A 21,042-nucleotide genomic window follows, 5' to 3' on the forward strand; every position below is an offset into this window, starting at 1 on the left:
AGTGAGCTTGCCGGCCTCGCGATTAATTTAACGCGCGCTGGGAAAAGCGCTGTTTTCGGCGATAAGCAAACACATCCTCCACATGCCCATCTTTAATCCGCTGTTGTAACCCCCGCCAATAACTGGCATGGAACAGGTCGCTGTGCATTTCCTCGAAAAAGTGCCGTACTTTCCGGTCACTGCACAAGAAATGGCGAAACTCTTCAGGAAAAACATCATTGGGTGACACGCTATACCACGGCTCGCTGGCCATCTCATCTTCAGGATACCGCGGCGGTGGAATATCGCGGAAATTCACCTCCGTCATATAGCAAATTTCATCATAATCGTAAAACACCACGCGCCCATGACGAGTGACACCGAAGTTCTTAAATAACATGTCGCCGGGGAAGATATTCGCTGCCGCCAGTTGCTTAATGGCATTACCGTATTCTTCGATAGCATCCTTTAATTGCTGATCATTCGCCTGCTCCATATACAGATTCAATGGCGTCATCCGCCGCTCCATATACAAGTGTTTCAGAATGATTTGGTCACCTAAATCTTCTAATTTTTCAGGCACTTCCCGCTGCAACTCGGCCAGCAATTCGGCACTAATGCGCTGTTTATCAATGACAAAATTCTCATACTCTTGGGTATCCGCCATGCGCCCTACCCGGTCATGCTCTTTAACCAATTGATAGCATTCTAAAACGCGTGCCTGGCTGACCTCTTTTTGCGGGGCAAACTGATCTTTAATCACCTTAAAAACCCGATCAAATGACGGCAAGGTAAACACCAACATCACCATGCCTTTGACCCCAGGTGCAATAATAAACTGTTCGCTAGATTGATGAACGAAAGTGAGATATTCACGATAGCTTTCAGTTTTACCGTGCTTTTGGCAACCAATCGCCATATACAATTCGGCGGTAGATTTGCCCGGTAAGATTTCCCGCAGCCATTCCACCATCGCCGCAGGTAATGGCGCATACACCATAAAATAAGAGCGGGCAAAGCCGAACACAATGCTGGCCTCGGCTTTGCTGGTTAGACAGGTATCAATAAATAGCGCGCCGGATTCATTGTGATGAATAGGTAGCAAGAATGGCAATATTTCGTCCGCCAATCGCAATTTCCCCACTAGCCAAGCCGCTTTATTGCGGTAAAACAGTTCATTCGCAATTTGAAAGCGCGCGCTCGCAAGTTGCTCATCTGTAAATGTTTTCCGCAATGCCGCTACAATGTAGCCAATATCTCTGGGCAAATCTTCCCACGGTAAACGCAGCGGTAAATCATTAAGTACCAGCTGTAACATGCCACTCAAATTACCTTGGGGCATAAAATCACGCGCTAAGGGTCGGGGAATGTCACGAAAGCGCCGCTCCGGTTGTGAACTGAAAACAAACAATTTATCCGGGGTTAAATCGCGGTGTTTGAACAAGCGGCAATAAACTGAATTAAAAAAACTTTCGGCTATTTCAAAACGCGGATAATCCGGTAACAGCCCAGTATAAATATCTTTTACCCGTGCGAGAAAGTCCGCATCAAAACAGCGCTGATCGGTGATGTGCTTGAGTTGTTCAACCACTAATCCCACATGGCTGTCATAGAGGTGAATGCGCTGTTTCATCGCCTGCTGTACCGCTTGCCAATCCGCCTGTTCAAAGCGGTGTTGAGCGCCCGCAGTCACCTCCAAGAAGCGGCCATATTGCGCATCGAATCCCTGCAAAATTGTCTGAGCGATTAATTGTTCCAGCTTTGCTGCCATACTCACCCCCGCCATACGGAACAGAGCCTGCATAAGCAGGCCCTTGATAACTCGATACTTTCACTCAATCAGCTGATTAAAATTGCTGTTCTTCCGTCGAGCCAGTCAATGCTGTTACCGATGACTCACCGCCCTGAATGATATTGGTGACTTTATCAAAGTAGCCAGTACCCACTTCTTGCTGATGAGATGCAAAGGTATAGCCGCGCTCAACAGCGGCAAACTCTGGCTGCTGCACTTTTTCAACATAGTGTTTCATGCCCTCACCCTGCGCGTAAGCATGGGCCAGGTCGAACATGTTGAACCACATGCTGTGGATGCCCGCCAGAGTGATAAATTGGTATTTATAACCCATAGCAGACAAATCATCCTGGAAACTGGCAATTTGCTGGTCAGTCAGATTTTTCTTCCAGTTAAATGATGGCGAGCAGTTGTAAGCTAATAACTTACCAGGGAATTTAGCATGGACAGCATCAGCAAAACGTTTGGCTAGCGCTAAATCTGGTGTCGAAGTTTCGCACCAAACCAAATCAGCATAAGGGGCATAAGCCAGGCCGCGGCTGATAGCTTGCTCAATGCCAGCATGTGTGCGGAAGAAACCTTCAGCGGTGCGCTCACCCGTAATGAATTCGCTGTCATAAGGATCACAATCTGACGTCAGAAGATCAGCAGCATCGGCATCGGTGCGGGCAATCAGCAGGGTTGGAACCCCCAGAACATCGGCGGCCAGGCGGGCGGCAACCAACTTCTGAATGGCTTCCTGAGTCGGCACCAAGACTTTGCCGCCCATATGACCACATTTTTTCACAGCGGCCAGTTGGTCTTCGAAATGCACCCCTGCGGCCCCGGCCTCAATCATGGCCTTCATTAACTCAAACGCATTCAACACACCACCAAAACCGGCTTCGGCATCTGCCACAATCGGCAGGAAATAGTCGGTATAACCTTTGCTGCCTGGCTCAATATTATTCGACCACTGAATCTGATCTGCGCGACGGAAGCTATTATTTATCCGTTTAACCACCGCAGGAACCGAATCGACCGGGTATAACGACTGATCCGGGTACATACTTGATGCGGTGTTAGCATCAGCCGCCACCTGCCAACCCGACAAATAAATGGCCTCGACCCCAGCTTTCGCCTGTTGCAAGGCCTGGCCGCCGGTTAATGCCCCCAGACAGTTGATATAACTTTTACGTGACTTACCGTGCAGCAATTCCCATAAGCGCTTAGCGCCGTGCTGTGCCAGAGTGCATTCTGGGTTAACCGAGCCGCGCAGCTTAACCACGTCTTCAGCACTGTACGGGCGAGTAATCCCCTGCCAGCGCGGTGATTTCCATTCTTCTGCCAATTGCTGAATTTGTTGAGTACGAGAGGTCGTCATGGTGATATTCCTTATTATTTAATTTTGTAGGGTTAAATAGGCTGTCATCTCAGGCTAACAAGGCGTAGCCCGGCAATGTCAGGAAGTCGATAAGCTCGTCTTGTGTTGTAATCCGCTCCATCAGACGCGCGGCTTCATCAAACCGCCCGCTGTCAAAACGCTCTGCGCCAAGTTCAAGCTTCACTACCTGCATTTCCTCACTCAACATGCTGCGAAATAGCTCTTTCGTCACCGTCTGGCCATTACTCAGGCTTTTCTGGTGATGGATCCACTGCCAGATAGAAGTACGCGAAATCTCAGCCGTCGCAGCATCTTCCATCAGGCCATAAATCGGCACACAACCGTTGCCAGAGATCCATGCTTCAATGTATTGCACCGCCACCCGGATGTTCGCGCGCATCCCCTCTTCAGTGCGCTCACCGGAGCAAGGTTCCAGTAACTCAGCAGCAGTGATTGGTTTGTCCTGCTCACGAGTCACTTCTAATTGATTTGCTCGCTCGCCCAATACTTGGTTAAAGACTTCCATCACCGTGTCAGCCAGCCCCGGATGGGCGACCCATGTGCCATCATGACCATTACTCGCCTCTAACTCTTTGTCTGCACGGACTTTATCCAACACCAGCGCATTTTGAACCGGATCTTTATTGGGGATAAACGCCGCCATGCCTCCCATCGCCAAAGCACCGCGCTTATGGCAAGTCTTAATCAGCAAGCGGGAATATGCACTCAGGAACGGCTTGGTCATCGTGACCGACTGGCGGTCAGGCAGAACACGGTCGCCGTGATTTTTCAACGTTTTGATATAGCTGAAAATATAGTCCCAGCGGCCGCAGTTCAGCCCAACAATATGATGGCGCAGGTGATAAAGAATCTCATCCATTTGGAACACGGCTGGCAAGGTTTCAATTAACACCGTGGCCTTAATGGTGCCTTGCGGTAAATTGAAACGTTGCTCGGTAAAGGTGAAAACATCACTCCACCACGCAGCTTCTTGATAAGACTGCATCTTTGGCAAGTAGAAATAAGGGCCGCTGCCATTGGCCAGTAATTGCTTATAGTTATGATAGAAATACAAAGCGAAATCGAACAACCCCCCGGGAATAGCTTCCCCCTGCCATTTCACATGTTTTTCCGGCAAATGTAGGCCACGAACCCGAGCAATCAGTACCGCGGGGTTAGGTTTAAGCTGATAAATTTTGCCGGATTCATTGGCATAGGAAATCGTGCCTTTTACGGCATCATGCAGGTTAATCTGGCCATCAATAACTTTTTCCCAGCTGGGTGCCAGTGAATCTTCAAAATCAGCCATAAAGACTTTCACATTGGCATTGAGGGCATTAATCACCATTTTGCGCTCAACCGGCCCGGTAATTTCAACGCGGCGATCACGTAAATCAGCAGGAATTCCCTGGATTTTCCAATCACTATCTCGAATGGAATTGGTTTCCGAAATAAAATCCGGTAATGCGCCTTGATCGATCTTTTTCTGCCATAATGCCCGCGCAGCAAGGAGTTCACCACGAGGTTTGGCAAATTTCACCACTAATTCGGTTAAGAATTCGATAGCGTCATCCGGCAAAACCTGTCGCTCTGCAGCAGTAAATTGCTGGGTAAAAACTAACTCCGTGCCAACCAACTGTTGTGTCATTTCCCTTCCCCTTCCCAATCTCACGACTTTCACATCAACGCCAATGCAGCGTCACTCTTGGATTCGTATCGGGTAATGCATTCCAACCGGAAATTGAAGGCTAGATTTTATGGTCACTTTTCACCCCGACAGGACTAAGAATAATCAATTAATTTAGAAAATCAAAAACGATTTCCATTTTTATTAAAAATAATTTTTTAATCTTTAATTATCATATTGTTAACATCATAGTAAATATTAGATAGAGAGGAACTGACTTCCATTTTGTGTTTTTTAGTGTGATAAGTTATTGTTTAATAAAGAGATCAGACCAGTTCATGGCGGGTGAGTCGGCTTTATCGGAGCCAAAAACAGAAAGGCGGCCTCGATTCAGCCGCCTTTATAACATTGAGAGAGAGGAAAAATCAGTCGAGGGTAGGATTCATATGGCGCAAATCAAATGGCGTGATTTGGTAAACATAGTAGTTTAGCCAATTAGCAAACAATAGATGCCCGTGGCTGCGCCAAGATGCTTTTGGCGGTAATGAAGCATCATCATTGGGGAAATAATTGAGTGGAATTTGGGGGTTTAGACCCGCGGCCAGATCCCGCTGATATTCACCGGCAAGGGTATCCACATCATACTCAGGGTGGCCTGTGACAAACGCGACTCGCTTATCTTTGCTGGCGAACAGATATGCGCCCGCCTCTTGCGAGGAGACCAGAATATCTAAATCTGTATATTGTTGGAGCACTTCAACCGGGAAATCGGCATAGCGGGAATGGGGGGCTAAGAATGTTTCATCAAAGCCACGTGTGAGCAGCGCCAATGGTTTATCTGTCTGATGTGGGTAAATGCCGGAGAGCTTAGTCTCACGGGTCATCTTAGGGATTCCGTATAAGATATTTAATGCCGCCTGTACCGCCCAACACACAAATAAGGTCGAGGTAACGTGATCTTTTGCCCAGGCAATAATGCGTTCAATCTGTGGCCAATAAGCTACATCACAGAAATCGACCAACCCCAAAGGGGCGCCAGTCACAATCAATCCATCAAAGTTTTGCTCTTGAATATCCTCAAAATCGCAATAGAAGTTATTTAGATGTTCAGCGGGGGTATTTTTTGACTCGCGGCTATCAATGCGCAGCAATTGAATATCAACCTGTAGAGGCGAGTTAGAGAGTAAACGCAGGAATTGATTTTCCGTCTCAATTTTTTTAGGCATTAGATTCAAAACCAACACCTTCAGGGGACGAATTTCCTGAGTTTTTGCGCGCGATGAGGTCATGACAAAGACATTCTCATTACGTAAGAAACTCACTGCTGGTAATTCATCAGGAACCCGAATTGGCATGCCTATATCCTCAATATATCCGTTTATACGTTTAGACTTCTAGATGCCCGAAGATAGCGGATTTTGAGTAAAAAGTCGAGTGATCTGAGACAACCTGAGAATGTTTCATGGCTGAAATTTCAGCATACAGAGTATAGGAAATAACCTTCACAGTGATTTTAAATGCCAAAAAGCACAAAAACCGCTTTGGAAACAGTGGGTTTTCACGGAATTATCAATGGAATTTTATGGATAGCAGAAAAGCAAAAACCCCACGCTTTTGGCATGGGGTTTTTACTTGATTTGATACCTGGCAGTGTCCTACTCTCGCATGGGGAGACCCCACACTACCATCGGCGCTACGGCGTTTCACTTCTGAGTTCGGCATGGGGTCAGGTGGGACCACCGCGCTATTGCCGCCAGGTAAATTCTTTTCTACAACTGCCGAACTTTAACCCATGTAACTGGTGCTGATACCCAGAGTCGAACTGGGGACCTCACCCTTACCAAGGGTGCGCTCTACCAACTGAGCCATATCAGCACGCTAAATTTGATGCCTGGCAGTGTCCTACTCTCGCATGGGGAGACCCCACACTACCATCGGCGCTACGGCGTTTCACTTCTGAGTTCGGCATGGGTTCAGGTGGTGCCACCGCGCTATGGCCGCCAGGCAAATTCTGTTTCAATCAACCCGCTCCATGATAATCATCACGTAGCCAGTTAATCCAATCTGTAAACATCGCTGAAAATCAAAATTCTCTCTAAAACACCTTCGGTGTTGTAAGGTTAAGCCTCACGGATCATTAGTACTGGTTAGCTCAATGCATCGCTGCACTTACACACCCAGCCTATCAACGTCATAGTCTTTAACGTTCCTTCAGGGGGCTTAAAGCCCCAGGGAAGACTCATCTCGAGGCAAGTTTCCCGCTTAGATGCTTTCAGCGGTTATCTCTTCCGAATTTAGCTACCGGGCAATGCCATTGGCATGACAACCCGAACACCAGTGATTCGTCCACTCCGGTCCTCTCGTACTAGGAGCAGCCCCTCTCAATCTTCCAACGCCCACGGCAGATAGGGACCGAACTGTCTCACGACGTTCTAAACCCAGCTCGCGTACCACTTTAAATGGCGAACAGCCATACCCTTGGGACCTACTTCAGCCCCAGGATGTGATGAGCCGACATCGAGGTGCCAAACACCGCCGTCGATATGAACTCTTGGGCGGTATCAGCCTGTTATCCCCGGAGTACCTTTTATCCGTTGAGCGATGGCCCTTCCATTCAGAACCACCGGATCACTAAGACCTACTTTCGTACCTGCTCGAGCCGTCACTCTCGCAGTCAAGCTAGCTTATGCCTTTGCACTAACCTCACGATGTCCGACCGTGATTAGCTAACCTTCGTGCTCCTCCGTTACTCTTTGGGAGGAGACCGCCCCAGTCAAACTACCCACCAGACACTGTCCTCACCCCAGATTATGGGGCCGAGTTAGAACATCAAACATTAAAGGGTGGTATTTCAAGGTTGGCTCCACGCAGACTGGCGTCCACGCTTCGATGCCTCCCACCTATCCTACACATCAAGGCTCAATGTTCAGTGTCAAGCTATAGTAAAGGTTCACGGGGTCTTTCCGTCTTGCCGCGGGTACACTGCATCTTCACAGCGAGTTCAATTTCACTGAGTCTCGGGTGGAGACAGCCTGGCCATCATTACGCCATTCGTGCAGGTCGGAACTTACCCGACAAGGAATTTCGCTACCTTAGGACCGTTATAGTTACGGCCGCCGTTTACTGGGGCTTCGATCAAGAGCTTCGCCTTGCGGCTGACCCCATCAATTAACCTTCCAGCACCGGGCAGGCGTCACACCGTATACGTCCACTTTCGTGTTTGCACAGTGCTGTGTTTTTATTAAACAGTTGCAGCCAGCTGGTATCTTCGACTGGCTTCGGCGCCGAGAGCAAGTCTCTTTACCTAATGCCAGCGTGCCTTCTCCCGAAGTTACGGCACCATTTTGCCTAGTTCCTTCACCCGAGTTCTCTCAAGCGCCTGAGTATTCTCTACCTGACCACCTGTGTCGGTTTGGGGTACGATTTAATGTTACCTGATGCTTAGAGGCTTTTCCTGGAAGCTTGGCATCAACTACTTCACCACCGTAGTGGCTCGTCATCACACCTCAGCGTTGATAAGCAACCGGATTTACCAAGTCACTCCGCCTACATGCTTAAACCGGGACAACCGTCGCCCGGCTAGCCTAGCCTTCTCCGTCCCCCCTTCGCAGTAACACCAAGTACAGGAATATTAACCTGTTTCCCATCGACTACGCTTTTCAGCCTCGCCTTAGGGGTCGACTCACCCTGCCCCGATTAACGTTGGACAGGAACCCTTGGTCTTCCGGCGTGCGGGCTTTTCACCCGCATTATCGTTACTTATGTCAGCATTCGCACTTCTGATACCTCCAGCAAACCTCACAGTTCACCTTCAACGGCTTACAGAACGCTCCCCTACCCAACAACGCCTAAGCGTCGCTGCCGCAGCTTCGGTGCATGGTTTAGCCCCGTTACATCTTCCGCGCAGGCCGACTCGACCAGTGAGCTATTACGCTTTCTTTAAATGATGGCTGCTTCTAAGCCAACATCCTGGCTGTCTATGCCTTCCCACATCGTTTCCCACTTAACCATGACTTTGGGACCTTAGCTGGCGGTCTGGGTTGTTTCCCTCTTCACGACGGACGTTAGCACCCGCCGTGTGTCTCCCGTGATAACATTCTTCGGTATTCGGAGTTTGCATCGGTTTGGTAAGCCGGGATGGCCCCCTAGCCGAAACAGTGCTCTACCCCCGAAGATGAGTTCACGAGGCGCTACCTAAATAGCTTTCGGGGAGAACCAGCTATCTCCCGGTTTGATTGGCCTTTCACCCCCAGCCACAAGTCATCCGCTAATTTTTCAACATTAGTCGGTTCGGTCCTCCAGTTAGTGTTACCCAACCTTCAACCTGCCCATGGCTAGATCACCGGGTTTCGGGTCTATACCTTGCAACTAGACGCCCAGTTAAGACTCGGTTTCCCTACGGCTCCCCTATTCGGTTAACCTTGCTACAAAATATAAGTCGCTGACCCATTATACAAAAGGTACGCAGTCACACCACGAAGGTGCTCCCACTGCTTGTACGTACACGGTTTCAGGTTCTATTTCACTCCCCTCGCCGGGGTTCTTTTCGCCTTTCCCTCACGGTACTGGTTCACTATCGGTCAGTCAGGAGTATTTAGCCTTGGAGGATGGTCCCCCCATATTCAGACAGGATGTCACGTGTCCCGCCCTACTCATCGAGTTCACAGCAAGTGTATTTTTGTGTACGGGACTATCACCCTGTACCGTGCGACTTTCCAGACGCTTCCACTAACACACAAACTGATTCAGACTCTGGGCTCCTCCCCGTTCGCTCGCCGCTACTGGGGGAATCTCGGTTGATTTCTTTTCCTCGGGGTACTTAGATGTTTCAGTTCCCCCGGTTCGCCTTGCATGGCTATGTATTCACCATGCAATAGTGCAACGAATTGCACTGGGTTTCCCCATTCGGGTATCGTCGGTTGTAACGGTTCATATCACCTTACCGACGCTTTTCGCAGATTAGCACGCCCTTCATCGCCTCTGACTGCCTAGGCATCCACCGTGTACGCTTAGTCGCTTAACCTCACAACCCGAAGGTGTCTTTCGACATCGTCGCATTGCGATTATTTGAGAGACTCTATGACAGGTTAATCCTTATCTCAGCACTTCTACGGAGAGATAAGTTTCAGCTGTCATGTTTCAATTTTCAGCTTGTTCCAGATTGTTAAAGAGCAATATTTCACAACCCACTGAGTCTTGCGACCGCAGTACGTTTTGAAATAGTTTTTTATATGGTGGAGCTAAGCGGGATCGAACCGCTGACCTCCTGCGTGCAAGGCAGGCGCTCTCCCAGCTGAGCTATAGCCCCATATAAAAAGCAAAATCACCTTATTGCTGCAACTCAACAGGGAATGGTGAGTTGGTGGGTCTGAGTGGACTTGAACCACCGACCTCACCCTTATCAGGGGTGCGCTCTAACCACCTGAGCTACAGACCCAACAAGGTACTAAAGCCCGACTAATTTCTCAGTCCGGCTTTATTTGCTCGTTACTTTCTATCAGACAATCTGTGTGGACACTGCGCAATGCGTATCTTTAGGTAAGGAGGTGATCCAACCGCAGGTTCCCCTACGGTTACCTTGTTACGACTTCACCCCAGTCATGAATCACAAAGTGGTAAGCGCCCTCCCGAAGGTTAAGCTACCTACTTCTTTTGCAACCCACTCCCATGGTGTGACGGGCGGTGTGTACAAGGCCCGGGAACGTATTCACCGTAGCATTCTGATCTACGATTACTAGCGATTCCGACTTCATGGAGTCGAGTTGCAGACTCCAATCCGGACTACGACAGACTTTATGTGGTCCGCTTGCTCTCGCGAGTTCGCTTCACTTTGTATCTGCCATTGTAGCACGTGTGTAGCCCTACTCGTAAGGGCCATGATGACTTGACGTCATCCCCACCTTCCTCCGGTTTATCACCGGCAGTCTCCTTTGAGTTCCCACCATTACGTGCTGGCAACAAAGGATAAGGGTTGCGCTCGTTGCGGGACTTAACCCAACATTTCACAACACGAGCTGACGACAGCCATGCAGCACCTGTCTCACAGTTCCCGAAGGCACCGAAGCATCTCTGCTAAGTTCTGTGGATGTCAAGAGTAGGTAAGGTTCTTCGCGTTGCATCGAATTAAACCACATGCTCCACCGCTTGTGCGGGCCCCCGTCAATTCATTTGAGTTTTAACCTTGCGGCCGTACTCCCCAGGCGGTCGACTTAACGCGTTAGCTCCGGAAGCCACGCCTCAAGGGCACAACCTCCAAGTCGACATCGTTTACAGCGTGGACTACCAGGGTATCTAATCCTGTTTGCTCCCCACGCTTTCGCACCTGAGCGTCAGTCTTTGTCCAGGGGGCCGCCTTCGCCACCGGTATTCCTCCAGATCTCTACGCATTTCACCGCTACACCTGGAATTCTACCCCCCTCTACAAGACTCTAGCTTGCCAGTTTCAAATGCAGTTCCCACGTTAAGCGCGGGGATTTCACATCTGACTTAACAAACCGCCTGCGTGCGCTTTACGCCCAGTAATTCCGATTAACGCTTGCACCCTCCGTATTACCGCGGCTGCTGGCACGGAGTTAGCCGGTGCTTCTTCTGCGAGTAACGTCAATCACAAAGGTTATTAACCTTTATGCCTTCCTCCTCGCTGAAAGTGCTTTACAACCCGAAGGCCTTCTTCACACACGCGGCATGGCTGCATCAGGCTTGCGCCCATTGTGCAATATTCCCCACTGCTGCCTCCCGTAGGAGTCTGGACCGTGTCTCAGTTCCAGTGTGGCTGGTCATCCTCTCAGACCAGCTAGGGATCGTCGCCTAGGTGAGCCGTTACCCCACCTACTAGCTAATCCCATCTGGGCACATCCGATGGCGTGAGGCCCGAAGGTCCCCCACTTTGGTCCGAAGACGTCATGCGGTATTAGCTACCGTTTCCAGTAGTTATCCCCCTCCATCAGGCAGTTTCCCAGACATTACTCACCCGTCCGCCGCTCGCCGGCAAAGTAGCAAGCTACTTCCCGCTGCCGCTCGACTTGCATGTGTTAGGCCTGCCGCCAGCGTTCAATCTGAGCCATGATCAAACTCTTCAATTTAAGATTTGTTTGATTTGCCATCGAAATGGCGATGCTCAAAGATTACTTTCTGCAAATATGCATTCGAACCGAAGTTCAAATGTGTACTGCTTTGGTCACTCTTCAAGACTTTGATTATTTCTGCCTGTCGAAACAGGCTTTGATATCGTCTTGCGAGTGCCCACACAGATTGTCTGATAAATTGTTAAAGAGCAGTGCGTTAGCAACCCGTGGTTGGTAACGCGAGGTGCGCATATTACGCTTTCCTCATTCAGAGTCAACTACTAATTTCGTTGAATTTCTCTGTTCTCTTTGCCGGTCACTTAACTACTTGATTCGTTGTGTGCCGTCTCGATGGATGCGCATTATAGGGAGTCGAATTTTTTGCACAACACTTTTTTCGTGTTTTTTTCCTGTTTGAATACTTTTCACTCCTTACGTGCAGATCTTGGTCGATCCGTTGTATTTTCACTATGATCCGCACCTCTGATTGGTTGTAATTCCATCAGTAAAGGCTAGTATTCTCGGTACAGTACTTTCATATAACGAGGCTATTATTATGTCCGATGCTATTCGCCCCTATCTTCATTATTCACCTACACTAGGTGAGCGCGTCATGATCGATAGATCCAGCGTGGTCATTGGTAATGTGATTTTGGGTGATGATGTTAGCGTCTGGCCGTTAGTTGCCATCCGTGGTGATGTTAATCAGGTTAGCATTGGGGCACGCTCTAATATCCAAGACGGAAGCGTTTTGCATATTACCCATCACTCAGAACATAACCCCGAGGGAAATCCACTGATTATTGGTGAAGATGTGACTGTCGGGCATAAAGCTATGCTGCACGGTTGCACCATCGGTAATCGAGTACTCGTGGGAATGGGTTCCATCGTGTTAGATGGTGCTGTTATTGAAGATGATGTGATAATCGGGGCTGGTAGCTTGGTTTCCCCCGGGAAACGATTGGCTAGTGGTCACCTCTATATCGGCAGCCCAGCCAGACAAGCTCGCCCTTTAACGCCTGCTGAATTAGAAGGTCTGCTTTATTCCGCGAATAACTATGTGCGCTGGAAAGATGACTATCTGGCAGAAATTAAATAGAGAGTCATTTCTGATGCAAGGAATAAACTATGCTTTCCCTGCATCATCCACACTTTTCTATTGACCTAACTCATTACGTAACTGATTTAATACTGGGGTTATTGCGGGCATCACACCATGCCATAACTGGAAAGCATGCGCTGCTTGCCCCACTAGCATTCCTAATCCATCGGCATAATTGGCTACACCCAATCTAGTACACCAGGCTAAAAATGGCGTGATATCAGTTTGATAATACATATCATAACAACGAGTTTGCGAATCAATAATATCCATAGGTATGTTTGGCACATCACCATGAATACCCGAGGCTGTCGCATTTATAATTAAATCAAACTGCTGCCCACTCAGGGCCTGCATTTCAATAGCAGCAATATCACCTAAATGGTGGAACACTTTAGCGAGTTGCTGCGCCCGAGCATAAGTCCTATTGGTGATAACGACTTCACAACCATATGAAAGTAAAGGGAGAATAACCCCCCGAGCCGCTCCACCAGCGCCCACCAATAAAATACGATCGCTGGTTTGGATCAAATGCTGCCGTTCAAGATCACTGAGTAAACCGATACCGTCGGTATTGTCGCCTAACAAGCGCCCATCTTCTAATTGCTTAATCGTATTGACAGCCCCAGCCAGTGATGCACGCTCCGTGAGTTCATCGCACTTCGCATAAGCTCGCTCCTTAAACGGCGTGGTTATATTCGCGCCCCGCGCTCCATCCGCAAAAAAAGACGTTAAAGTCTGTTCAAAAGATTCAATAGGCGCCAAGACCTTCCCATAGTGATGTTCAATACCGGTTTGCTCGGCAAAAAGCGCATGGATCCTTGGCGACTTACTGTGCCCAATCGGGTTACCAAACACTGCAAACTGTTGATCCATGTTATGTATTATCCTTGACGAAATTGTTTACCGGTTAAGGCATCTCTGATTTCAGATGGATTCAAACGCCCCCCCACCAGGCCAGTAAGTACTGGTAGCAAAGGGCCAAACTGCATTCTGACCTCATCAATGGTACGACAAGGCTCTTGCCCGCTTAAATTGGCGCTGGTTGAAACCACCGGCTTGCCATATTGCGTACAAAGTTGCTGCACCAGTGGGTGGTCACTCACTCTGACGGCCAGTGAGTCAAAGCTGCCCGTTAACCAACGCGGTGTCTCAGGGCGGGCAGGAATTACCCAAGTTACCGGCCCTGGCCAAACAGAAAAAATAGCCTTTCGTTGAGCATCACTGAGTGCCGCGTCATTTACATAAGGTTTTAGCTGTTCATAATTGGCTGCAATTAGGATTAAACCTTTCTGCCATGGCCGCTGTTTTAACGCTAATAAGGCATTCACTGCCTTTTCACTGTCAGGGTCACAACCTAAGCCAAAAACAGCTTCTGTCGGATAAGCTATAACCTCTTCTTGTTGCAACGCCAGTAACACTGCTGGCATTGCAGAATTATTCTCTTGTTTACTCACACTGTTATTACTCACTAACAATTGCCTTCCCGCATAACTTGCTGGCGCAAAAACGTTTTACACCTTGCGCTGTTCTCTTTTCCATTAACAATGGATAGTGGCAATAAGCACACTCTCCGGCAATGGGCTGTTGATTGATTGTAAACTGACAATCGGGATAGCGATTACAGGCATGGAAGATCTTTCCAAACCGGGATTTTCGCTGTAATAATTTTCCTTGCCCACATTGCGGGCAGTCGATAGAGGTTTCATCAGGCTTATCAATCACTTCGGTATGATCACACTGTGGATATTGGCTACAGCCAATAAACATACCAAAGCGCCCTTGCCGTAATACCATCTCTGAACCACATTCAGGGCAATGTTGCCCTTCCAGAACCTTCACGATATGGCCATCAGATTGTGCTTTCAGTGGGCGCATATACTGACATTCTGGATAATGTGAACAACCAAGGAATGGGCCATGACCACCGCTGCGAATGACTAACGCCGATCCACACTCCGGACACGACCCATTATCCTTGGCAGTAACTGTTTTTGTCATAACACCTTCTATTTAAAATTATTAGCCAGTGATATTACCAGTTAGTGCAAATAACCTTCATTGACTTCAAAAAGTAACTCTTCCATCTGCTGATAAGCGCTCTCATAACCCGGAATATTAAATAGCACCATCAACACCACCCATTTGAGATCCTCCAGATCAATCTCATTCGAGTCCAATGCCATGATGCGGTCGATAACCATTTCACGGGTATCAAGATGTAATACCTGAATTTGTTCAAGAAATAGGATAAAACCACGGCAAGTGGTATCCAGACGTTGGGACTCTTCCGCCGTATAAATACGCAGTGCCTGCGGTTCGGCAGCATAGAGATAAGGTGCTTTCTGCCCCTCTTGTAAGTCAGCCAGAGCCTCTAACCAGTTCAGGGCGTTGTTGATATCCTCACGATAGAAACCAGCTTGTGCAAGATCGTCGGTAATTTTGTCTTGATCAACAAGCATTTCCGACTCGTTATGCATATAAGTTTCAAATAAGTAAATTAGAACGTCGAACATGGCCTGCCCTCCTTAATCGGACATAGCCGCCGGGTACAGCTGCGATCCACCCTGCTAACTCCAGCTCGAGCAATTTGCTGACGATATCTGGCACAGGTTGGCCGGCACGTTCGGCGACGACATCAACGGGTGTCACCTCATCTCCTACGTTAGCCAACACATCGGCAAATGGCAATTCAACTTGCCCTTCGGATGAAGAAATAATTTCTTTCTCGGGCAATGATATCCATTGCAATGAACCAGCAACCTGTTCCGCGACCTCACGGGCAGACTTGGCCAAGTAAGCGCCCTGCTGAATTAGCCAGTGGACACCCTCACTGGTTGCACTGCCCAGAGGGCCAGGTAGAGCAAAAACATCTCGCCCCTGATCCATAGCATAACGAGCCGTAATTAAAGAGCCACTTTTCAGTGTCGCCTCAACAACCAATACAGCGGAGCTTAACCCGCTGATTATGCGGTTTCTTCTGGGGAAATGGGCCGCGATCGGCAATGCCGTCGTCAGAAACTCGGAGACCAAAACGCCCCCTTGATGCTCAATTTCGCGGGCTAATTGGCTGTGGCACCGCGGGTATATATTTGCCAAACCACTCCCTAATACCGCAATGGTTTTTCCTTTAACATTCAAAGCTGCCTTATGACATATCCCGTCAATCCCCACCGCTAAGCCACTGGTGATAACCAACCCTGCCGCCGCCAGTTCTGAAGCAAAATGACGCCCCCACTGCTCACCATAATGACTAAAATGACGGCTCCCGACCATGGCCATTTGTGAGCGATAAAGAACATCAAGCTCACCTGAGGCAAAGATAACCAAGGGCGGGGCGGAAATATGTGTTAAACGTGGCGGGTAGCCCGGTTCGCCATAAACTAGTAAGTGATGAGAGGGGTTGTTGAGCCAAGTTAGCGTTGCATCAATATAGTGGGGCTCGACCTGAGTAAATTGCTGACATTGTTGCAGATTTAACCCATAGACGGCTAACCTGCCGGGGTGAACATCACCGCTGGCGAGTAACCTCTTGGCTAAAGCACTGCTTTTGACTGCCCCAAGCCCTTTGACTTGGCTCATCCTGAGCCATAATTCTGCCGCTAGCATATCGCCTCCCTAGCTGACTTCCTAAGCTGACACCGATTCGTTCAATTGGTAGACGATGCTGTCAATCAAGGCCGGAAATGTCTAGAATAGAGATTGAATATCATTCACTACTCGGACGCAGATCTAGATATTTATGTCAGTATTACAAGTATTACATTACCCAGACGAGCGGCTGCGCAAAATTGCAGCGCCGGTAAAAGAAGTCAATGGTGAAATCCAGCGTATCGTGGATGACATGTTCGAAACCATGTACGCAGAGGAAGGTATTGGCCTTGCTGCTACCCAAGTGGATGTTCACCTGCAAATTATCGTCATTGATGTTTCGGAAAATCGTGACCAACGTTTGGTGTTGATTAACCCTGAACTGCTGGAAAAAAGCGGTGAAACCGGCATTGAAGAAGGTTGCTTATCAATCCCTGAGCAACGTGCATTGGTGCCTCGCGCTGAAAAAGTCAAAATCAGAGCACTGGATCGTGACGGCAAATCATTCGAGCTAGAAGCTGATGACTTATTAGCCATTTGTATCCAGCATGAAATGGACCACTTGGTAGGTAAATTGTTTGTGGACTATTTATCACCACTGAAACGTCAGCGTATCCGCCAAAAGCTGGAGAAAATGGCCAAGCTGAATGCTCGTGCCAACTAACCCCTTTTAATGCAGGAAACCAATGTGTCTGACTCTTTGCGGATTATTTTTGCCGGAACTCCTGACTTTGCAGCGCGCCATTTAGGCGCGTTGCTGTCTTCCCAACATCAGATTGTGGGAGTTTTTACTCAACCTGACCGCCCGGCGGGCCGTGGTAATAAGCTCACGCCGAGCCCAGTTAAGGTATTAGCCGAACAACACAACATTCCTGTTTTTCAGCCAAAATCATTACGGCCGGAAGAAAATCAACATTTAGTTGCTGACCTTAACGCAGATATTATGGTGGTGGTCGCCTATGGCCTGATTCTTCCCGCAGCAGTTTTAGCAATGCCGCGCTTAGGCTGCATTAATGTCCATGGTTCTCTGCTGCCACGTTGGCGCGGTGCTGCCCCCATCCAACGCTCTCTCTGGGCTGGCGATGCCAAAACGGGTGTAACCATCATGCAAATGGATGTTGGGCTAGATACTGGTGATATGCTGCATAAAATTGAGTGCGTGATTGAGCCAGAAGATACCAGTGCGACCCTGTATGATAAGTTGGCACAGCTTGGCCCACAGGGTTTATTAGCCACATTGCAACAACTGGCTGAAGGCAGTGCGCATCCTGAAGTGCAAGATGAAACACATGTTACCTATGCAGAAAAACTGAGCAAAGAGGAAGCCAAATTAGATTGGTCACTTTCTGCTGCCCAGTTAGAGCGCTGTATTCGTGCCTTCAATCCTTGGCCTGTAAGTTATTTCGTGGTTGACGAGCAACCCATCAAAGTTTGGCAAGCACAAGTGCTTGCTGCGGTTGATAATGCAACGCCAGGGACCATTCTTCATGCTGATAAGCATGGCATCCAGGTTGCCACCGCAGATGGCATTTTGAATATCACGCAACTGCAACCCGCCGGTAAGAAAGCCATGTCAGCCGCTGATTTACTAAATTCACGACGCGAATGGTTTACACCCGGTAGCCAGCTAGCATAATAGCTCAGGTCTGACGGATAGATTTCATCGCCCGATACTTCATCATCGGGCCACTTTCCCTTTATTTGCTGACGTTTGTCGGCTTTTTTGGTTATGAAAAACACATATAATCTCCGCAGCATCGCTGCTAAAGCAATTAGCCAGGTATTGGATCAGGGGCAATCGCTCAGTACCGTTTTGCCTGGGCTACAAAAAAACATTTCTGATAAAGACCGCGCATTGCTGCAGGAGTTGTGTTTTGGCACTTTGCGTGTCCTGCCGCAACTTGAGTGGTGTATCCAGCAGTTAATGGCGCGCCCGATGACCGGAAAACAGCGGGTTTTTCATTATCTGATTATGGTTGGACTTTATCAGTTGATATACACCCGAATTCCCCCCCATGCAGCACTGGCAGAGACTGTTGAGGGCGCTACCGCCTTGAAACGCCCACAATTAAAAGGGTTAATTAATGGGGTACTGCGCCAATTCCAGCGCCAGCAAGTGGAACTACTGGAACGGGCGGCTAATAATGATAGTCACTATCTGCATCCAAGCTGGTTATTGGCGCGAATCAAACATGCTTATCCTGAGCAATGGCCGCAAATTCTGGCGGCAAATAACCAGAAACCCCCCATGTGGCTGCGGGTAAATCGGCTACACCATTCGCGCGATGAATATCTGGAGCTATTAAAACAAGCCAACATTGATGCCCTACCGCACGATGTTTATCCCGATGCGGTTCGCCTTGTCACCCCTTGCGCCGTGAATGATCTACCCGGCTTTGAACTTGGCTGGGTAACCGTGCAAGATGCATCAGCGCAAGGTTGCATCCCTCTGCTTGACCCACAAAATGGTGAGCAGATCCTCGACCTATGCGCCGCTCCGGGTGGCAAGACAACTCATATACTGGAAGCTGCGCCAAAGGCTCATGTATTAGCTATAGATATCGATGAACAACGGCTCAGCCGAGTTAAAGAAAATTTACAACGTCTTAAATTACATGCCGTGGCCCGAGTTGGGGATGGGCGCACACCTGATGAATGGTGTGGTGAACAACAGTTTGACCGAATACTGTTAGATGCACCTTGCTCTGCAACCGGCGTCATTCGCCGCCATCCTGATATCAAATGGTTACGCCGAGATAGTGATATTGCCGAGCTGGCTCAACTGCAATCTGAGATAATAGACGCTATCTGGCCTAAACTGAAAAAAGGTGGCGTCATGGTTTACGCAACCTGCTCCATATTGCCCGAAGAAAATCAGCAGCAGATCGCCGCTTTCCTGCAACGCCAGGATGAGGCTGAGTTGGTTGAAACCGGCACACTCTCAGCGCCCGGTAGACAAAACCTGCCCCATCCTGAAGATGGTGATGGTTTTTATTATGCGAAGTTGATCAAAAGATAGTCGTGGCTTTTACTGCCTCAAACCTAATTTCAGTGTGAAACAGAGAACGCTATGAAAATAATTATTCTTGGGGCGGGGCAAGTTGGCGGAACCCTGGCAGAAAACCTGGTGGGTGAGAACAATGACATCACTGTCGTTGATGTCGACTCCGGGCGGCTACGCCAACTACAAGATAAATTTGATCTGCGAGTGGTGCAAGGGCACGGCTCGCACCCTCGTGTGTTGCGCGAAGCAGGGGCGGAAGATGCAGATATGTTGGTGGCAGTGACTAACTCCGATGAAACCAATATGGTTGCCTGCCAAATCGCTTACTCGCTCTTCAACACCCCCAATCGAATTGCCCGTATCCGGTCAGCTGAGTATATCCGTGAAGCCGACAAACTGTTCCTGCCGGAAGCGGTACCTATTGACCATTTAATCTCGCCGGAACAACTGGTTATCGATTACATCTATAAGTTAATCGAATATCCCGGCGCTTTGCAGGTGGTCAACTTTGCCGAGGGAAAAGTCAGCATTGCGGCGGTCAAAGCCTATTATGGCGGGCCATTGGTCGGCAATGCATTATCATCTTTACGTGAACATATGCCGCATATTGATACCAGAGTCGCAGCTATATTTCGTCAAGACCATCCTATTCGCCCACAGGGTTCAACCATTATTGAAGCGGGTGATGAAGTCTTCTTTGTGGCCGCCTCACAGCATATTCGCGCGGTCATGAGTGAATTGCAGCGCCTGGAAAAACCCTATAAGCGCATTATGATTGTCGGCGGAGGCAATGTGGGCGCGGGTTTGGCTCTGCGATTAGAAAAAGATTACAGCGTAAAATTAATTGAACGCGACCAACAGCGCGCCGCTGAATTAGCTGAAATGCTGCATGACACCATCGTATTTTATGGCGATGCATCAGACCAGGAATTACTCGCAGAAGAGCATATTGAGCAGGTTGATGTCTTTATTGCGATTACCAATGATGACGAAGCAAATATTATGTCGGCAATGTTGGCAAAACGGATGGGCGCTAAAAAAGCAATGGTATTAATCCAGCGCAGCGCCTATGTCGATTTGGTGCAGGGAAGTGTTATTGATATTGTTATATCACCGCAGCAGGCCACTATTTCTGCGCTATTAGGCCATGTCCGCAAAGCCGATATTGTCAGTGTTTCATCATTAAGGCGCGGTGTGGCGGAAGCAATTGAAGCTATTGCCCATGGCGATGAAAGCACATCAAAAGTTGTCGGGCGCATGGTAGAAGATATAAAACTACCGCCGGGCACAACTATTGGGGCCATTGTGCGCGGTGACGAGGTTATTATTGCCAATGGGAATTCTGTGATTAAACAGGGCGACCATGTAGTGATGTTTATAACTCATAAGAAATTTGTTCCTGATGTCGAGCGGTTGTTCCAACCCAGCCCATTCTTCTTATAATCAATGACAGCTAAATTAAAAGCATTCTTATTGAGGATAGAAAATTTTTCTATCATTATGGCCGTATCCAGTTTTAT

The 21,042-nt window shown here is 48.6% G+C and carries 14 protein-coding genes, 3 tRNA genes and 4 rRNA genes; 5 read left to right on the plus strand and 16 right to left on the minus strand.

The genetic code is table 11. The annotated features are described in order from the left end of the window. Positions 1-22: 22 nt before the first annotated feature. The 11 genes from aceK to D5F51_RS20415 form a co-directional block, all read right to left on the minus strand. Complete coding sequence (gene aceK / locus D5F51_RS20365; protein WP_025376710.1) at positions 23-1,750, minus strand: bifunctional isocitrate dehydrogenase kinase/phosphatase; 1,728 nt, start codon at positions 1,748-1,750, stop codon at positions 23-25. Positions 1,751-1,826: 76 nt separating this feature from the next. Then, positions 1,827-3,134, minus strand: a complete 1,308-nt coding sequence (aceA, locus tag D5F51_RS20370) for an isocitrate lyase (RefSeq protein WP_129198766.1) — start codon at positions 3,132-3,134, stop codon at positions 1,827-1,829. Between the two features lie 49 nt (positions 3,135-3,183). Continuing rightward, the gene (gene aceB, locus D5F51_RS20375; protein ID WP_129198769.1) at positions 3,184-4,782 is read right to left on the minus strand and encodes a malate synthase A; all 1,599 of its coding nucleotides are present in this window, start codon (positions 4,780-4,782) and stop codon (positions 3,184-3,186) included. Positions 4,783-5,186: 404 nt separating this feature from the next. Continuing rightward, the gene (gene metA, locus D5F51_RS20380) at positions 5,187-6,116 is read right to left on the minus strand and encodes a homoserine O-acetyltransferase MetA (protein ID WP_087769555.1); all 930 of its coding nucleotides are present in this window, start codon (positions 6,114-6,116) and stop codon (positions 5,187-5,189) included. 287 nt (positions 6,117-6,403) lie between these two features. Continuing rightward, a 5S ribosomal RNA gene (rrf, locus tag D5F51_RS20385) occupies positions 6,404-6,519 on the minus strand. Positions 6,520-6,560: 41 nt separating this feature from the next. Beyond that, a tRNA-Thr gene (locus D5F51_RS20390) sits at positions 6,561-6,636 on the minus strand. Positions 6,637-6,650: 14 nt separating this feature from the next. Beyond that, positions 6,651-6,766: ribosomal RNA gene (gene rrf / locus D5F51_RS20395) — 5S ribosomal RNA — on the minus strand. Between the two features lie 111 nt (positions 6,767-6,877). Next, positions 6,878-9,784, minus strand: a 23S ribosomal RNA gene (locus tag D5F51_RS20400). A gap of 209 nt (positions 9,785-9,993) precedes the next feature. Further along, positions 9,994-10,069: transfer RNA gene (locus D5F51_RS20405), tRNA-Ala, on the minus strand. Positions 10,070-10,121: 52 nt separating this feature from the next. Beyond that, positions 10,122-10,198, minus strand: a tRNA-Ile gene (locus tag D5F51_RS20410). A 102-nt stretch (positions 10,199-10,300) separates the two neighbouring features. After that, positions 10,301-11,843, minus strand: a 16S ribosomal RNA gene (locus D5F51_RS20415). The 16S, 23S and 5S rRNA genes sit together here with 3 tRNA genes alongside, the layout of an rRNA operon. 538 nt (positions 11,844-12,381) lie before the next feature. On the opposite strand from D5F51_RS20415, the gene D5F51_RS20425 reads away from it, so the two are divergent. Next, entirely contained in the window at positions 12,382-12,924 is a 543-nt protein-coding gene (locus D5F51_RS20425; RefSeq protein ID WP_129198771.1) for a gamma carbonic anhydrase family protein, read from the plus strand. Between the two features lie 57 nt (positions 12,925-12,981). Here the strand turns inward: D5F51_RS20425 and aroE are convergent, their stop codons facing one another. From aroE to dprA, 5 genes are read right to left on the minus strand one after another with little or no spacing between them, the layout of a single operon-like run. After that, the gene (gene aroE / locus D5F51_RS20430; RefSeq protein ID WP_129198773.1) at positions 12,982-13,803 is read right to left on the minus strand and encodes a shikimate dehydrogenase; all 822 of its coding nucleotides are present in this window, start codon (positions 13,801-13,803) and stop codon (positions 12,982-12,984) included. A gap of 8 nt (positions 13,804-13,811) precedes the next feature. Then, complete coding sequence (tsaC, locus tag D5F51_RS20435; protein WP_025376705.1) at positions 13,812-14,384, minus strand: L-threonylcarbamoyladenylate synthase type 1 TsaC; 573 nt, start codon at positions 14,382-14,384, stop codon at positions 13,812-13,814. 7 nt (positions 14,385-14,391) lie between these two features. After that, positions 14,392-14,928: a DNA topoisomerase family protein gene (locus D5F51_RS20440; RefSeq protein WP_025376704.1), complete on the minus strand. Its 537-nt coding sequence runs from the start codon at positions 14,926-14,928 to the stop codon at positions 14,392-14,394. 41 nt (positions 14,929-14,969) lie between these two features. Continuing rightward, positions 14,970-15,443 carry a DUF494 family protein gene (locus D5F51_RS20445; protein ID WP_025376703.1) on the minus strand — a complete coding sequence of 158 codons (474 nt, stop codon included), beginning with the start codon at positions 15,441-15,443 and terminating at the stop codon, positions 14,970-14,972. Continuing rightward, a complete protein-coding gene (gene dprA, locus D5F51_RS20450; protein ID WP_129198775.1) occupies positions 15,415-16,536 on the minus strand; it encodes a DNA-protecting protein DprA in 1,122 nt (373 codons plus the stop codon). Before dprA ends, D5F51_RS20445 begins: the two co-directional genes overlap by 29 nt. 133 nt (positions 16,537-16,669) lie before the next feature. Here dprA and def point away from each other — a divergent pair, with 133 nt between their 5' ends. From def to trkA, 4 genes are all read left to right on the plus strand, one after another. After that, the gene (gene def / locus D5F51_RS20455; protein ID WP_025376664.1) at positions 16,670-17,182 is read left to right on the plus strand and encodes a peptide deformylase; all 513 of its coding nucleotides are present in this window, start codon (positions 16,670-16,672) and stop codon (positions 17,180-17,182) included. Between the two features lie 24 nt (positions 17,183-17,206). Next, positions 17,207-18,154: a methionyl-tRNA formyltransferase gene (gene fmt, locus D5F51_RS20460; RefSeq protein ID WP_025376663.1), complete on the plus strand. Its 948-nt coding sequence runs from the start codon at positions 17,207-17,209 to the stop codon at positions 18,152-18,154. A gap of 93 nt (positions 18,155-18,247) precedes the next feature. Continuing rightward, the gene (gene rsmB, locus D5F51_RS20465; RefSeq protein WP_129198777.1) at positions 18,248-19,537 is read left to right on the plus strand and encodes a 16S rRNA (cytosine(967)-C(5))-methyltransferase RsmB; all 1,290 of its coding nucleotides are present in this window, start codon (positions 18,248-18,250) and stop codon (positions 19,535-19,537) included. A gap of 51 nt (positions 19,538-19,588) precedes the next feature. Beyond that, positions 19,589-20,965 carry a Trk system potassium transporter TrkA gene (trkA, locus tag D5F51_RS20470; protein WP_025376661.1) on the plus strand — a complete coding sequence of 459 codons (1,377 nt, stop codon included), beginning with the start codon at positions 19,589-19,591 and terminating at the stop codon, positions 20,963-20,965. Positions 20,966-21,042: the final 77 nt, after the last annotated feature.

The organism is Yersinia hibernica, assembly GCF_004124235.1.
Lineage (GTDB): Bacteria > Pseudomonadota > Gammaproteobacteria > Enterobacterales > Enterobacteriaceae > Yersinia > Yersinia hibernica.

Coding starts and splice junctions, on each gene's coding strand:
- aceK (WP_025376710.1), bottom strand. CDS start 1,750: ATGGCAGCAAAGCTGGAACAATTAATCGCTCAGACAATTTTGCAGGGA.
- aceA (WP_129198766.1), bottom strand. CDS start 3,134: ATGACGACCTCTCGTACTCAACAAATTCAGCAATTGGCAGAAGAATGG.
- aceB (WP_129198769.1), bottom strand. CDS start 4,782: ATGACACAACAGTTGGTTGGCACGGAGTTAGTTTTTACCCAGCAATTT.
- metA (WP_087769555.1), bottom strand. CDS start 6,116: ATGCCAATTCGGGTTCCTGATGAATTACCAGCAGTGAGTTTCTTACGT.
- D5F51_RS20425 (WP_129198771.1), top strand. CDS start 12,382: ATGTCCGATGCTATTCGCCCCTATCTTCATTATTCACCTACACTAGGT.
- aroE (WP_129198773.1), bottom strand. CDS start 13,803: ATGGATCAACAGTTTGCAGTGTTTGGTAACCCGATTGGGCACAGTAAG.
- D5F51_RS20440 (WP_025376704.1), bottom strand. CDS start 14,928: ATGACAAAAACAGTTACTGCCAAGGATAATGGGTCGTGTCCGGAGTGT.
- D5F51_RS20445 (WP_025376703.1), bottom strand. CDS start 15,443: ATGTTCGACGTTCTAATTTACTTATTTGAAACTTATATGCATAACGAG.
- dprA (WP_129198775.1), bottom strand. CDS start 16,536: ATGCTAGCGGCAGAATTATGGCTCAGGATGAGCCAAGTCAAAGGGCTT.
- def (WP_025376664.1), top strand. CDS start 16,670: ATGTCAGTATTACAAGTATTACATTACCCAGACGAGCGGCTGCGCAAA.
- rsmB (WP_129198777.1), top strand. CDS start 18,248: ATGAAAAACACATATAATCTCCGCAGCATCGCTGCTAAAGCAATTAGC.
- trkA (WP_025376661.1), top strand. CDS start 19,589: ATGAAAATAATTATTCTTGGGGCGGGGCAAGTTGGCGGAACCCTGGCA.